The sequence below is a fragment of the Aquitalea magnusonii genome (assembly GCF_002217795.2).
In the GTDB taxonomy this organism is placed as follows: domain Bacteria; phylum Pseudomonadota; class Gammaproteobacteria; order Burkholderiales; family Chromobacteriaceae; genus Aquitalea; species Aquitalea magnusonii_B.
The window spans coordinates 1,036,594-1,051,204 of record NZ_AP018823.1; the positions used below are offsets into that span (position 1 = coordinate 1,036,594).

Consider the following 14,611-nt stretch of genomic DNA (forward strand, 5'->3'; position numbering starts at 1 on the left):
CCTGCCACAAGTCCTGCGATGCAGCAGGAGACACCATCAAGATGAAACTTGCTGACACTCTGCTTGCAGCGTCGCCGCTGCATGCCCGCAATCGTTTGCGCTTTTTCCAGTTTGGCCTGCTGCTGCTGGCCGCCGGTGCCATCTATCCACTGCTGTATCTGCGGCAGAATTTTGAAACCACCATCCTGCAAAGCTTCCAGATCAGCAGCAGCGATCTGGGTGTGTTTTATTCCATGCTGGGCGTCGTCTACGCCGTCAGCTACTTGCCCAGCGGCTGGTTGGCGGACCGCTTCCCGCCGCGTTTGCTGATTGCTTTCTCCTTGTCGGCGGTGGGCGGGCTGGGGCTGTGGTTTGCCACATTCCCGGCGTATCAGGCTTTGGAAATCATTTTTGTCGGCTGGGGACTGGCTGCCGGGCTTACCTTCTGGGCGGCGCTGCTCAAGGGCGTGAAGATGCTGGCGGCGGCCAATGAGCAAGGGCGCTTCTTTGGCATTCTGGATGGTGGCCGCGGCCTGGTCGAGGCGGTGCTGGCCTCCATTGCGCTGGCCATCTTTGCCTTTCATGTTGAGCAGGGCGGAGAGGCAAAGCTGGCGTTGCGGCAGGTGATTTATCTGTATTCCTTTACCTGCCTGGCCATTGCCGTGCTGATTCTGCTGTTTCTGGACAGGGGCGTGGCCGAGCGCGCCAGCGGGGCGGTGCGCCAGCGCAGCCTGCTGGCGGATCTGCGGCTATTGCTGGGCATCCCGCAAATCTGGCTGCTGGCCGTCATCATCTTCTGCGGCTATCAGCTGTTCTGGGCCACTTATTCCTTTTCGGCCTATTTGCAGCAGGGCTATGGCATGAGCGCGGTGGCGGCCGGTTTCATTACCGTCACCAAATTGTGGATGCGTCCCATCGGTGGGATTGGCGGCGGTTTCCTGGGCGACCGTATTTCCAAGGAGGGGGTGCTGGGACTGTGCATGCTGCTTGCTTCACTCAGCCTGTTTGGCCTGATTCTTTTCCCTGGCCGCGCCGGTATTTACTTCTTGCTGGCCCTGGTGTTGTTGATCGGCGTGCTTACCTATGCCATTCGCGGCTTGTACTGGGCCTTGCTGGATGCCTGCCGGGTGCCGCTTTCCGTTACCGGCCTGGCCATCGGCCTGATTTCGGTCATCGGCTATTTGCCGGACATTTTCCTGCCCATGATCAATACCGCCTTTGCCGCACATTACCCCGGTGTTGATGGCAGCCGTTTCTATTTCGCCTATATCGCCTGCTGCGGGCTGCTGGGGACTGCTGCAGTGTTTTATTTCAAACAACTGAATAAACAAGGGGAGTCTGTGCGATGAAAATCATTTCCTTGGAGACCCATGTAGTTGCGGTTCCGCCGCCGCATGTTGGCGGTATGTACTGGATTTTTGTCACGCTGAAAACCGACTGCGGTATTGAAGGGGTGGGGGAGGTGTATGCCGCCAGCTTCCATCCCAAGGTGATGGTCCCGGCCATCCAGGATGTATTCGAGCGCTACTTGCTGAACCACGATCCGCATCAGGTGGAGCGCTTCTTCCGTGAGTGCTATTCCAGCGGTTTTACCCAGCGCCCCGATCTCACCATGATGGGCATCACCAGCGGCCTGGAAATGGCCTGCTGGGACATCATCGGCAAGGCGGCCAATCAGCCGGTTTACCAGTTGATTGGTGGCAAGGTGAATGCGCGCCTGCGCTCCTACACCTATCTTTATCCCGAGAATGCCCACGGTCAGTACGACTACGACGACCCTGACCTGGCCGCAGAATGTGCCGCACAGTACATGCAGCAAGGCTTTACCGCACTGAAGTTTGACCCGGCCGGGCCTTATACCGTGTATTCCGGCCATCATCTGTCGCTGGAGGTGATGGACCAGTGCGAGTTGTTCTGCCGCAGGATACGTGAAGCCGTCGGCAGCAAGTGCGATCTCTTGTTCGGCACCCATGGCCAGATGACGCCAGCCTCCGCCATCCGTCTGGCGAAGAGGCTGGAAAAATACGACCCGCTATGGTTCGAGGAGCCGGTACCGCCCGGTCAGGCCGACGCCATGGCGCAAGTGGCCGGCAAAACCAGCATTCCGATTGCCACCGGTGAGCGCCTGACCACCAAGTATGAATTCCTGGAGCTGCTGCAAAAAGGCGCGGCGTCGATATTGCAGATGAATCTGGGACGGGTGGGCGGCATTCTGGAAGCCAAGAAAATTGCCGGCATGGCCGAAGGCTATTACGCCCAGATTGCCCCGCATCTGTACAACGGGCCGGTGGGTGCCGCTGCCAGCATTCAACTGGCCACCGCCACGCCAAACTTCCTGATCCAGGAAAGCATCATGACCTGGGATGGCTTCCATTCCCAGGTGCTCAAGCAGCCTATCCGCTGGGAAGACGGTTTCATCATTCCGCCGACCGCGCCTGGCCTTGGCGTGGAGCTGAACATGGATGTCGTCAGGGCGCACTCGCCCTATGTGGGCGAGCGTTTGCACCTGTTGATGGACCCGAAGCCGTTTGATGTGCGGACGCAGTCATCCGACGCCTGGAAAAACCGCTGGAATACGGATAAAAGCCTATGAGCCAGCAATATGATTTCATCATCGTGGGGGCGGGTTCTGCCGGATGCATCCTGGCCAGTCGCCTGAGCGAGTCCGGCCAGCATCGCGTGTTATTGCTGGAAGCCGGTGGCAAGGATGATTCCTTCTGGTTCCGTCTGCCGGTGGGCTACGTCAAACACTACTACAACCCACACACCAACTGGATGTATTACACCGAACCGGAGGCCAATCTGGCCGGGCGCAAGCTGTATGCACCGCGTGGCAAGGTGCTGGGTGGTTCCGGTGCCATCAATGCCATGATTTATGTGCGCGGGCAGCCGGCAGATTTCGACGACTGGGAAGCCGCAGGCAATCCGGGCTGGGGCTATCGCGATGTGCTGCCTTACTTCAAGAAACTGGAAAACCACCCGGCTGGTGAAACCCCCTGGCGCAGCAACAAGGGGCTGATCGGCATCACCCCGATGCGGGAGCAGGCACACCCCATCTGCCAGAATTATCTGGAAGCCTGCCAGCAACTGGGTTTGCCGCTGAATGACGATTTCAACGCCGCCCGGTTTGAAGGCGCGGGCATTTACGAGGCGAATATCCGGCATGGCGAGCGTGCGTCCAGTGCGGTGGCCTATCTGCACCCGGCCATGACGCGGGCTAATCTCACGGTGGAGACCCACTGTCAGGCCGAAGCCATCCTGTTTGACGCTGCCGGGCGTGCCAATGGGGTGGCGGTCAGGCAAAACGGTGTGGCACGCCGCTTTTTTGCCAGCAAGGAAGTGATTATCGCGGCCGGTGCGGTGGACTCACCCAAGCTGTTGCAATTGTCCGGCATTGGCGATGCCGCCTTGCTGCAAGAACTGGGCATTCCACTGCGCCAGCACCTGCCGGCGGTGGGCCAGAACCTGCAAGACCATCTGTGTGTGTCCTTTTACTACCGCGCCAATTGCAAGACGCTGAATGATGAATTGGGCAGCCTGTGGGGGCAGGGGATGGCGGCGCTGCGCTATGCCTTCACCCGCAAGGGGCCGCTGGCGCTGAGTGTGAATCAGGCCGGGGGCTTTTTCCGTGGCAGTGAAGAGGAGGAGCGGCCGAATCTGCAACTGTATTTCAATCCGCTGTCCTACAGCATTCCCAAGGATGCCAGGGCGGCACTCAAGCCCGAACCCTATTCCGGTTTCCTGCTGTGCTTCAATCCCTGCCGACCCAGCAGCCGGGGTTCGGTCGCCATCAGCAGTGCCGACCCGGCGCTGCCTGCCAGCATCCGGCCCAATTATCTGTCTACCGACAAGGACCGGCGCGAAGCCGTGCAGGGCAGCCGCTTCATCCGCCGCCTGATGCAGGCCGAGGCCTTGCGCCGTATTACGGTGGAGGAGGTTTCTCCGGCTGGCAAGGTGGATGACGATGACAGCATGCTGCGCTTCTTCCGCGAGGAGTCCGGTTCCATCTATCATCTGTGTGGCAGTTGTGCGATGGGGCCGGATCCGGCCAGCGCTGTTGTTTCCCACCGGCTGCAAGTGCATGGAGTTGCCGGGCTGCGGGTGGTGGATGCCGCCATCTTTCCCAACATCACCTCCGGCAATACCAATGCACCGGTGATGATGGTGGCGGAAAAAGCGGCTGAGATGATTTTGCAGGATTGGCACTGAGCCGTTCAGCTAACCCTTGTTATCAACCAGGCCCTGCGCTGGCTGTAGCAGCCGACAGCGCAGGGCTTTGTCACAGGAGCGCATCTTGCCTGCGCGACCAACCGCCCCCGCAGTGGATGGCGCGATTGCCATTTTGCAGTCGCTGGTGAATGCCGCCTACCCGCTGACCCAGGCTGAGATCAGTGCGCAAACCGGTATTCCTGCCGCCAGTTGTTATCGTATTCTGGGCAGCCTGTTACAGGCCCAGCTGGTGGTGATGGATCCGGGGCGCAAGAAGTCCTATGCCATCGGTGCGAAGATTTTCCAGATGGCTTCCACCATTTATGGCCGGCAAAGCATCATTCCGTATTTCCACCCGATTGCCGAAATCCTCAAGAACGAAGTACACAAAACCGTGCTGTTGAGCATTCCGGTGGGTAATACCGTGGTGGTGGTAGCCAGGCTGGAGTCTGCACTGAGCCACCGTTTTCATTCCTACATCGGTCAGACCTTGCCCTTGCACCGTGCCGCCGCTGGCAAGGCCATTCTCAGCCTGCGCAGCAAGGATTATCTGCAAGCCTATCTGGATGGCGAGTTCCTGATCGCGCCACCGGAGCTGCGCCACCAGCTGGAACGTGCCCAGCGCCTGGGTTATGCCGTGACACATGGGGAAATCGAGAGTGGGGTCAGTTGTCTGGCCGCACCAGTGGTCAATCTGAGCCATGAGCCGATTGCCGCCATCAGCATCTGTGTCGCCAGCAATGAGCTGAGCGAACAGGCAAGCCGCAGTTATTCCAGCCCCCTGATTCAGGCGGCGCGCCAGCTGGCCGCGCGCATAGGCTGAGCGATTGTCTGGCTTGATTCTTTATTCCGCGCTGTTACCGGGTTGCCAACTGAATGCGGCACGACAATGAATAACTGAATGCACGGGAAGTGCATCCTTACGTTGCGGGATGGGCAGCTAGTGCAGGCCGAGCCCCAAGTGATATTCTCACTCCAGCTGCAGATGATGACGTGCAGCTTTTTGTCGAAAAGCGTGCAGTACAGCCGCTAGCCGCGTGATTACTTGCCGCAGTGCGGCACATGGCAGACCGCCCACTTGAGCAGTGGGCGGTTTTCTGTTTGCAGCGGCAAGAGGACGGAATGCTTAACGCAGCACTGTAGCTGTCGATAGCTGTCGATTTATGGCCAGTCAGGGCTGGGTTTGTCATGGATAATGACATCGTTTTGAAATGGCGTGGCAAGGGGTGGCATGGTGATGGAAGGCATGATGGTGGAGGAACGCAGCTGGCGCAGCATGTTGCGCGCGGTGGCCAGCCTGTTGCTGGCCTATGCCTTGCTGGTGGTGGGCAATGCGCTGGGCAGTACCGAAACCTCGCTCAGCCTGCTGGCCAATGGCGTGCCGGTGGCGGTGGCGGGCATGGTGCAGTCGGCCTACTATGCCGGTTTTTTCATTGGCGGTTTCTTTTGCAGCGGCATGATCCGCCAGTATGGCCATCACCGCGCCTTTGCCGCGCTTACCGCCATGATCTGTGTGCTGACCCTGTGTCAGGCCTTGTTCACCGCGCCCTGGTTGTGGCTGCTGGCGCGGCTGGGCAATGGTCTGGCCATGGTGGGCATCTACATGGTGGTGGAAAGCTGGCTGAATGGCTGTGTGACCAATAGCCAGCGTGGCCAGCTGTTTTCCCTGTACCTGATCATCAGCTATCTGGGTGCTAGTGCCGGGCAGTGGCTGCTCAAGCTGCCATTCAGCCAGCCTGGCTGGGCCTTCATCATTGTGACCATGCTGTTTTCGCTGGCCATCATTCCGGTCACGCTCACCCAGCAACGGCCGCAGGTCTTGTCGGCTCCGGCTGCGGGCAATGTGCTGGCGCGGGCGCTGCGTACCTTGCGTCTGCTGGGGCGGCGTGCGCCGCTCAGTCTGGTGGGCGCATTGCTGGCCGGTTGTTTCAACAGCGCCTTTTACACCATGTTGCCCGCCATGCTCAGCCAGCTGGGCAAGTCGGCAGCAGACATTGCCGGTTTCATGGGCATGGCCTTGCTGGCCGCACCGCTATTGCAATGGCCGATGGGCAAATGGGCGGACAGCAGCGACCGCGCCCAGTTGCTGGCCTATTCGGCAATGGTGGTGGCCGCCTTGTCACTGGTGTTGATCCTGCTGACCGGCTCGGGCTGGATGCTGCCGCTGGTGATGGTGTATGTGGCGATTGCCTTTACCTTCTACGGCACGCTCAGCGGTATTGCCAACGATGCCATGCCGCCACGCCACCGGGTGGAAATCAGCGCATCCCTGCTGATGGTGTATGCGCTGGGTGGCACGCTGGGGCCCTTGCTGTGCTCGGCGGTGATGGCTTCTGTCGGGCCTGCCGGTTATTTTGTGGTGTCGCTGGGCCTGGCGGCCTTGCTGGGCTTGTATGCGCAGTGGACGGTCAAGCGCTGGCCGCTGCCCAGCCTGCTGCCGCCGCGCTGAGCGACGGTTTGTCACCTGCCTGATTGATCATGCGGTTTTTCCTCTGGCGAAAGCATCACTCCATGACGGTGAAAATCTTCCGCGCCAGTGCCGTGCTGGCGCTGCTTGGCCTGCTGGTGTCGTGGGCGGTGCATGCCGCCAATGCCGATGCCTTGTGGAATATCGTGCATCAGCAATGTGTGCCGCATTGGCAGCAGGCGCAGGACCCGGCCCCGTGTGCCGCGCTGGACATGACACAGGGTGAGCCGCAAGGGCATGCCATCCTCAAGGACATCCACGGCGTTTTGCAATATCTGCTGATTCCCACCGCGCGGGTCAGTGGCATTGAAAGCCCGCTGCTATTGCAGGCGGATGCACCGGACTACTGGGCTGCCGCCTGGCAGGCAAGGCAGTGGATGGCGCGGCTGCATGGCAGTGTGCTGCCGCGCGAGGCGGTGGCGCTGACGGTGAACTCGCAATGGGGCCGCAGTCAGAACCAGCTGCACATTCATGTTTCCTGCGTCCGGCCAGAGCTACCCGCGCGCTTGCAGCAGGCAGGCATCGGGCTGCAGTGGCAGCCGCTGGCGGACGGCATCAACGGCCACGCCTATCTGGCGCGTGCTGTACCGGGTGAAACACTGGATGGCGTTCGGCCATTCCGTTTGCTGGCCGATGAGGTGGCCGGTGCCAGCGGGCAGATGGGCAGCTACACGCTGGCGGTGATTGCCACCCGTCTGGCCGACGGGCCGGGTTTCTGGCTACTGGCCAGCAAGGCGGATGTGCTGGCCGGCAACTTTGCTTCCTCCGAGGGTGATGTGCAGGACCATGACTGTCAGGTGCTGTCGCCTCAGCCAGTCAGGCCATGATGGCGGGGGCCGGACAGCGCCCAGGCGCAGATGCCGGTGAGGCTGCACGCTGCCCCGGCCAGCACCACGCCCATCCAGCCCCAGTGGCCGTAGGCCCAGGCTGAAACCAGCGAACCTGCTGCACCGCCAATGAAATAGCTGGTCATGTAGGCCGATGTCAGCCGGTTACGGGCTTCTGGCCGGATGCGGTAAATCGCCCCCTGATTGCTGACATGGCAGCCTGCCACCCCCAGGTCCAGCAGCAGGATGCCCAGCAGCAGGGCGGTAATCGAATGCGGTGCCAGCGCCAGCGGCAGCCAGGCCAGCAACATCAGGCCCAGGCTGAGCCGGGAGGCCAGCGCGCCGTGGCCCTTGTCGCTCAGCCGGCCCACCACATTGGCCGACAAGGCACCGGCGGCACCGGCCAGACCAAACAGGCCGATGGTGCTGTTGGAATAGCCAAATGGTGGCGCGGCCAGCAAGAAGGCGATGGAAGTCCACATCACGCTGAAGGTGGCAAAGGCCATGGCCCCCAGCAGGCCGCGCAGACGCAGCATGGGTTCTTCCACCAACAGCCGCAGCACCGACTGCAGCAATTGCGGGTAGGACAAGCCCTTGCCCGCCGGGCTGACCGGCAACTGGCGCGCCAGCACCAGCGTCATCAGCAGCATGGCTGCCGCGCCGCACCAGTAGACGGTGTGCCAGCCACCCAGGTCCGCCAGCATGCCGGCCACAGTGCGCGCCAGCAGAATCCCGGTCAGCAGGCCGCTCATGATGGTGCCCACCACCCGGCCGCGTGTGTTTTCTGCCGCCAGGCTGGCGCCCAGCGGCAGCAGGATTTGTGCCACTACCGAGCACAAGCCTGCCAGCGCGGTACCCAGCAGCAACTGCCGCAAGCTGGCGGCACTGGCGCTGATGACCAAGCCGGTGGTGGCCAGCAGCATCATCAGGATGATCAGCCGGCGTTTTTCCAGCATGTCGCCCAGCGGGACAATCAGCAGCAGCCCGAATGCATAGCCCAGTTGGGCGGTGGTGACGATGCCGCCTGCATTGGCGGCGGAGATGCCCAGTCCGCGGGTGATTTCCGGTAATAGTGGCTGGGCGTAGTAATTGCCGGCCACGGCCAGGCCGGTGGCCACCGTCATCAGCCACATCAGCACGGGGCTGAGGCCGGTCGATGCTTTTGGCGGGTGGGCTAGGGTATGGGTGGTATTCAAGTGTGTGCTTCCGGTGGCTAGTGATATTGCGGGTGCTCGATGGCAGGCCACAAAGTATCTGCTGGCATCAAAGATGACTCCAATGTATTGTTTTCATATTTTTGATGTCAAAGTGAGATAGCAGGATGAATCTGCGCCAGATCGACTATGTACTGGCCGTGGCCGAGGAAGAGAACTTCACCCGCGCCGCCGAGCGTTGCCATACCGTGCAATCTGCCCTCAGCCACCAGATTGCGCGGCTGGAACAGGAGTTTGGCACCCGCTTGTTTGAACGTACTTCGCGCCAGGTCACGCTGACGCCAGCGGGGCATACCTTTGTCAATCATGCACGCCAGGTACGCGATGCGGCGCGCCGGCTGGAAGATGAAATGGCGGCGGCTACCGGAGAAATCCGCGGCCATCTGCGCATAGGCTACATTTCCACCCTCAGCCGGCTGGATTTGCCCGGCCTGCTGGCGGAATACCATCGCCGCCATCCGCAGGTTGAGGTGCAGGTGGCCATGCGCATGAGTGATGTGATGATGGAAGAATTGCGCGTGCAGCAGATTGACGCGGCCTTTCTTGGCGTATGGCCTGGTGAACCGGTATTGGGGCTGGATGCCCGCCTGCTGTGGGAAGAGCCGCTGCTGGCTTTGCTGCATCCGCAGCACCCGCTGGCTGCTTGTCCCAGCCTTACCTTGCAGCAGTTGGCGCAGCAAACCCTGGTTGACTGGCCGGCCGGCACCGGGCCGCGCCAGCAAACCGACATGGCGTTTGCCGCGCAGGGCATCAAGCGACGGGTGAGTTTCGAGGTGAATCACGCCGATATGCTGGTCAGCCTGGTCAGCACCGGCGCTGCCATCGGCATGGTACCGGCGCTGGGGGCCGGTCAGCATGGCATGCTGGCGGCGCGGCCGGTGTTAAACGGCCCGCGCCGCCGTGTGTATCTGGCCTGTCACGATAGCCCGACGCCAGCAGCGGCAGCCTTTCTGGCATTGGTCGAGCAGTTTTTGCGGCCTGCGCGGCAGGAGGAGGGTAGATGCTAGTGCGTAATGTTCTTTTGCCCGCACCACCGGTGTTAGCGCAATGACAGCCGGTGTGTTTGCCCTGCTATTGCTGGCTGCCGCCTTGCATGCCAGTTGGAATGCCATGATCAAGGCGTCTGCCTCCGCCTGGTTCGGCACGGTGCTGGTCGCGGGTTTTGCCAGTCTGTTGGCCTGCTGCATCCTGCCCTGGCTGCCTGCGCCGGCGCTGGCAAGCTGGCCGTATATTGCCGCTTCGGTTGCCTTGCAAGTGTTGTATCTGTGGCTGATTTCCCGTAGCTACCGGGTGGCGGACATGGGACTGGTCTACCCCTTGATGCGCGGCACGGCCCCTTTGCTGGTGGCTGTATGCAATGCTGCGGTATTTGGCGAATCGCTCAGCAGCATGGCCATCGCCGGCATCGCCGTGTTGTGCGGCGGCATTCTGAGCATGGCCTGTTCGGTACCGCAGGGACCGCGTCACGGGGTGCTGCCGGCCTTGCTCAATGCGCTGGTGATTGCCGCTTACACCATGGTGGATGGAATAGGCGTGCGTTTGTCTGCTGCACCTGCCGGCTATACCTTGTGGATCTTCTTGCTATGCGGCCTGCCGCTTCCCATCTGGGCCTGCCGGTATCAGCCGGCGGCGCTGCGTGCTGCCCTGCGGCGTGACTGGTGGCGTGGCCTGCTGGGTGGTGCCGGCACCATCGCCTCTTATGGCATTGCGTTGTGGGCGATGACGCTGGCACCGGTGGCGGTGGTGGCCGCATTGCGGGAAACCTCCATCCTGTTTGCCATGCTGCTGGCCCGGCTGCTGCTGGGGGAGCGGCCTGGTCGGCAGCGGGTGTGGTCTGCACTGGTGATGGCTGCCGGTGCCATGCTGCTGCGTCTGGCTTGAGGCCGCCGGTCTGGCCGGGCTCAGCCTGTGGCAGCCGTCTTGTTGTGCAGTCTGCATGCCAGCAGGAATAGCAGCCCGATGCCCCACAGCACCGCTACCATCCAGCCAGAACCGGCATGCTGCATCAGCAGTCCTGTGGCTGCCGGGCCCAGGCTGCTGGACGCATTCCAGCTCAATGAGATCAAACCGGAAACACGCAGCAATGCGGCACCGCTGAACTGTTCGCCACTGGCCACCATCGACAGGGTGTAGATGGCTCCGGCACAGCCGCCCAGCAGGAACAGATAAGCCTCCCACCAGCCTGGCAGATGCAGCATGGTGGGCAGCAAGGGCAGTAGCAGGCAGACCAGCGTGCCACACAGCAGGTGAACCCGGCGGCGGCCCAGATGATCGGCCAGCCAGCCGATGCCGAACTGCAGCGCCGCGTCACCGGACAGCAAAATGGAGGCGGACGCCAGTGCGCGGCTTTGACTCATGCCGGATTCCATGGCGACCAGGGGCAAAAAACTCAGCATGATGGTGTCGAACGAGGCAAAAAAAGCGGTTCCCAGCAGGATGGCGGGTGCGGTGCGGACAATGCCCAGCCAACTGGTGCTGCTCGCTTTCTGCGCTTCGCTGGTGCTGTGTCCGTGTGGCGGTCTGTCTGCTTGCTCGGGTGCTGCCAGCATGATACCCGGCAGTCCCAGCAGGAAAAGGCCGCCACACAACAGGAAAGCCTGCTCTGGCCAGCGTGCCAGCAGGTCGGTCAGCAAGGGACCCAGCACCTGACAGGCGGTAAAACAGGTGGAGTAGATGGCGACGATGCGGCCACGGGCATGGTCTGCGGCCAGCGTGTTGATCCAGCTTTCTCCCAGTACAAACAGCGGTGCCATGGCCGCACCAAACAGCAAGCGAGCCAGCATCCAGCCCGGAATACTGTTGAGGTATTGCAAGGGCATGACCGAGGCGCTGGCCAGTAGCAAGCAAGCCAGCATGACATTGCGGCGGCCCAGGCGCAGTGCCAGCGCCGGTGCTGCCATGGTGGCCAGCACACCGCCCACGGCACTGGCGGCCACGGTCCAGCCAATCACTTCCGGGCTGAAACCGCGCTGGGTCAGTGTCAGGGCGGTGAGCGGCATGGTGCTGCCCAGGCCCAGGCCCAGCAGGGCGACACTGAAGATGACGGCGGTGAAATCGCGCCATGCGCTGCGTGGCAGCATGAAAGGGCTCCGCGGTGGGGGGAGTGACAGCCTAGCACAAGGGCATGTTATCTGTGGCAACCGTATTGACTGCATGCATACGACAAGGCCGGGCATGGCCCGGCCTTGTCCGCTGGATGGTATTTCCGCCGTGTTTAGCGTGGCACATCCTCTGGCTGCTGCGGCAAGGCGGGTGGCGGCAGTGGCTGCAAGGGCTTGGCCAGAATCATGCCGTCATAGTGCTGGCATACGGCTGGAATGCTGTCACCGTTGACGTAGATGGTGGTTTTGCTGCCTGCTTTTTTACCAAGGCAAGCCTTGACCGCAGCCAGCGGCGGCTCGTGTGGCGGCGGCGGTGGGAGGTGATGGTCTTCACCGTGGTGCGGGCCATGCGGGTCGCAATATCCGCCAGCCTCACCCGCGGCAGCCGGGCTGGCAAGATGATCGCGCTGGCAGCCTTGTGCCGGCGGGGTGTCGGTCGGGGTGTTTGCGGCGGCGGCGTAGCTGCTGCTGCTTAACAGCAGGGCCAGCATGGCGCTGGCAAAGAAGGTGGGGCGCATGGTGATTCTGCATTCATGATGAACAATGCGACCACCTTAATCAGGCGGTCGCTGCATCACAAGCAGGCTGGTGCAGGTTTTACATGGCTTTGAGCGAAGCGAAATGATTTAGCCCCGTTTAACATGCTTTACACGGTAGGGTGTGTGGCGACTGCACCCGGTGGCTGCTTTGTGGCGACTCAGAAATGATAGTGCGCAAAGGTAAACAGCACATTGCCATTGCCCTTGCCGCCGGGGATGTAAGTGCTGTTGATGGTGAACTTGCCATAACTGATGCCCACTAGCGGCAGTACGCCGGGGAAGGGGAAGGAGTGCAGGGTGTCGGTTCGGGAGGTGATGAAGGCGGTGTAGCCGATCTCGGCCCGCCATTCACCGGCACGGGCAAAGGGGTGGGTGTAGGCATACCCTACAATCGGTTCCACTTCCTTGTGCGAATCCAGAAAGGCCATGGCATACAGGGCATGCCAGTTATCGTTGTCATCGCGCAGGCTGCGGCCCAGGCCAAAGCCCCAGGGGTTTTCGTTGAACTCGGCAATCTTCTGTTTGGTATAGGCCCAGCGCATGTGGTAGGTATTCAGCGGCAGATAGGCATCCAGCGTGCCATCATCCCAGACATGCTGTACTTCGTTGCGGGCGCTGTCCCACAGTGAGTCGGCATGCGCCACGGTGGCAAGGCTACAGGAGAGCACGGAGGCAAGCGCCAGTGCGGTGTTCAGGCGGGTGTGTGAAAGCATGAAGATCGATATGCGGTACAGCCGCGGCATGGCCGGCTGCAGGGTTGCGGGAAGATGTCAGACTGAGATGTTACCTGTCTGCTTGCATGGGTCAAGCCAGCTCGGCAGACCATCTCAATGACTGGAAAGTTCCCGTAGCTTGCGTTCGGCCCCGCGCATGTCTCGGCTAAGCTGCAGCAGGCCGGCGGCGGCACTGGGCGAGTGGGCGTGCAGGCGCTGGGCGGCGGCCTCCAGCAGGGTCACGGCCTTGTGCCATTCACCAAATTCCAGATACAGGCAGGCACGTTCGTACAGCGTCATGCTGTCTTCGCTACGCAGCGTCAGCGGACTTGTCAGCATGCCATGCATGCGGTTGAGCCTTTGCTGGCATAGCGCTTGCACAGCAGGCAGAAACTGCTGGCATAGCTTGCCCGCACTGGCATTATCCAGAGGGGGCAGCACTTTACGGCGGGAGGTGAGGCGGGCAATCAGCTTGAACATGAAACAGGCAGTCCTTGCCGGTGCAAGGACCGGGCATTCAGCAAATCAGCCTGCAGAATACCCGTCTGCCACGTCAACTTGCGGCAAGAAACATCAATTTCTGTAATGTCCTGGCCGACTGATGCCCTGGGCCTGATCAGTCTTGCAGCGCCGGGCTCAAGGCGCTGCGCACCGTAGTTTCATCCAGCGCGGCGGAGCACAGCTCGATAAAGCGGTAGGCATAACTGCGCAGGTAGTGACCACGCCGAATGGCGATGCGGGTGGTCTGCTGGCCAAACAGCGGTTCTCCGGCCACCACTTGCACCGCCTTGTCGCGCTGCGGGTCTACCGCCATGGAGGCAACAATGCCCACCGCCAGTTCCAGTTCGACATAAGTCTTGATCACGTCGGCATCCAGGGCCGACATCACGATGTCCGGCACCAGCCCGGCGCGGGCAAAGGCACGGTCGATCTGGGCGCGGCCGGTAAAACCCTGGTGGTAGGTGACGATGGGGTATTCGGCCAGGGTTTCCAGCGACAGCGTCTGCTGGTGCAGCGGGTGATGCGGTGGGGCAATCACGCTGTGATACCAGCCGTAGTAGGGAAAGGACACCAGTTCCGGCACTTCGGCCACCGCCTCGGTGGCGATGCCAATGTCGGCATCACCCGATTGCAGCAGGCGTACCAGCTCTTCCGGGCTGGCCTGATGCAGCACCAGATGTACCTTGGGAAAAGCTTTCTTGAATGCGGTGACCACTTGCGGCAAGGCATAGCGTGCCTGGGTGTGGGTGGTGGCGATGGTGAGCTGACCTTCGTCGCGCTGGCTGAATTGTTCTGCCAGACGCTTGATATTGCCGGCATCCAGCAGCATGCGCTCCACGATGGTGAGCAATTCCTTGCCTGGGTCGGTCAGGCCGAGAAAACGCTTGCCCTTGCGCACGAACAGCTCCACGCCCAGTTCGTCTTCCAGGTCCTTGATGTGTTTGCTGACGCCGGATTGCGAGGTGTACAGCGCATTGGCCACTTCGGTCAGGTTGAAGTTTTGCCGTACGGTTTCACGGATGATGCGCAGTTGCTGGAAGTTCATGCCGCGGCCTCCGTGC

14 protein-coding genes are annotated in these 14,611 nt (G+C 61.4%); 8 read left to right on the plus strand and 6 right to left on the minus strand.

The window, feature by feature from the left end; translation table 11 throughout:
- Nucleotides 1-41 precede the first annotated feature (41 nt).
- The 6 genes from DLM_RS05065 (at nucleotide 42) to DLM_RS05090 (ending at nucleotide 7,482) form a co-directional block, all read left to right on the plus strand.
- Entirely contained in the window at nucleotides 42-1,328 is a 1,287-nt protein-coding gene (locus tag DLM_RS05065) for an MFS transporter (RefSeq protein ID WP_089085264.1), read from the plus strand.
- Nucleotides 1,325-2,572: a mandelate racemase/muconate lactonizing enzyme family protein gene (locus DLM_RS05070; RefSeq protein ID WP_089085265.1), complete on the plus strand. Its 1,248-nt coding sequence runs from the start codon at nucleotides 1,325-1,327 to the stop codon at nucleotides 2,570-2,572. The genes DLM_RS05065 and DLM_RS05070 overlap by 4 nt, the downstream gene beginning before the upstream one ends.
- On the plus strand, nucleotides 2,569-4,188 hold the full coding sequence (locus tag DLM_RS05075) for a GMC family oxidoreductase (protein WP_089085266.1): 1,620 nt from the start codon (nucleotides 2,569-2,571) through the stop codon (nucleotides 4,186-4,188). The genes DLM_RS05070 and DLM_RS05075 overlap by 4 nt, the downstream gene beginning before the upstream one ends.
- 85 nt (nucleotides 4,189-4,273) lie before the next feature.
- The gene (locus DLM_RS05080) at nucleotides 4,274-5,011 is read left to right on the plus strand and encodes an IclR family transcriptional regulator (protein ID WP_197715505.1); all 738 of its coding nucleotides are present in this window, start codon (nucleotides 4,274-4,276) and stop codon (nucleotides 5,009-5,011) included.
- Nucleotides 5,012-5,404: 393 nt separating this feature from the next.
- A complete protein-coding gene (locus DLM_RS05085) occupies nucleotides 5,405-6,637 on the plus strand; it encodes an MFS transporter (protein ID WP_145985770.1) in 1,233 nt (410 codons plus the stop codon).
- A 62-nt stretch (nucleotides 6,638-6,699) separates the two neighbouring features.
- Nucleotides 6,700-7,482 (plus strand): CDP-diacylglycerol diphosphatase, encoded by a 783-nt coding sequence (locus DLM_RS05090; RefSeq protein WP_089085269.1) that lies wholly within the window; start codon nucleotides 6,700-6,702, stop codon nucleotides 7,480-7,482.
- Here the strand turns inward: DLM_RS05090 and DLM_RS05095 are convergent.
- On the minus strand, nucleotides 7,464-8,678 hold the full coding sequence (locus tag DLM_RS05095; protein WP_269461353.1) for an MFS transporter: 1,215 nt from the start codon (nucleotides 8,676-8,678) through the stop codon (nucleotides 7,464-7,466). The two genes, DLM_RS05090 and DLM_RS05095, sit on opposite strands and share 19 nt — an antisense overlap.
- Nucleotides 8,679-8,803: 125 nt before the next feature.
- On the opposite strand from DLM_RS05095, the gene DLM_RS05100 reads away from it, so the two are divergent.
- Nucleotides 8,804-9,703 (plus strand): LysR family transcriptional regulator, encoded by a 900-nt coding sequence (locus DLM_RS05100; RefSeq protein ID WP_089085271.1) that lies wholly within the window; start codon nucleotides 8,804-8,806, stop codon nucleotides 9,701-9,703.
- A 40-nt stretch (nucleotides 9,704-9,743) separates the two neighbouring features.
- Entirely contained in the window at nucleotides 9,744-10,577 is an 834-nt protein-coding gene (locus DLM_RS05105; RefSeq protein ID WP_089085272.1) for a DMT family transporter, read from the plus strand.
- A gap of 20 nt (nucleotides 10,578-10,597) precedes the next feature.
- On the opposite strand, the gene DLM_RS05110 is transcribed toward DLM_RS05105, so the two are convergent.
- The 5 genes from DLM_RS05110 to DLM_RS05130 all read right to left on the minus strand — a co-directional run bounded on the left by DLM_RS05110 (nucleotide 10,598) and on the right by DLM_RS05130 (nucleotide 14,595).
- The gene (locus tag DLM_RS05110; protein ID WP_167467038.1) at nucleotides 10,598-11,776 is read right to left on the minus strand and encodes an MFS transporter; all 1,179 of its coding nucleotides are present in this window, start codon (nucleotides 11,774-11,776) and stop codon (nucleotides 10,598-10,600) included.
- A 134-nt stretch (nucleotides 11,777-11,910) separates the two neighbouring features.
- Nucleotides 11,911-12,315, minus strand: a complete 405-nt coding sequence (locus tag DLM_RS05115; protein ID WP_089085274.1) for a hypothetical protein — start codon at nucleotides 12,313-12,315, stop codon at nucleotides 11,911-11,913.
- A 179-nt stretch (nucleotides 12,316-12,494) separates the two neighbouring features.
- Nucleotides 12,495-13,049 carry a lipid IV(A) palmitoyltransferase PagP gene (gene pagP / locus DLM_RS05120; protein ID WP_167467039.1) on the minus strand — a complete coding sequence of 185 codons (555 nt, stop codon included), beginning with the start codon at nucleotides 13,047-13,049 and terminating at the stop codon, nucleotides 12,495-12,497.
- A 114-nt stretch (nucleotides 13,050-13,163) separates the two neighbouring features.
- On the minus strand, nucleotides 13,164-13,529 hold the full coding sequence (locus tag DLM_RS05125) for a hypothetical protein (protein WP_089085276.1): 366 nt from the start codon (nucleotides 13,527-13,529) through the stop codon (nucleotides 13,164-13,166).
- Between the two features lie 136 nt (nucleotides 13,530-13,665).
- Entirely contained in the window at nucleotides 13,666-14,595 is a 930-nt protein-coding gene (locus tag DLM_RS05130; protein WP_089085277.1) for a CysB family HTH-type transcriptional regulator, read from the minus strand.
- Between the last annotated feature and the right edge of the window lie 16 nt (nucleotides 14,596-14,611).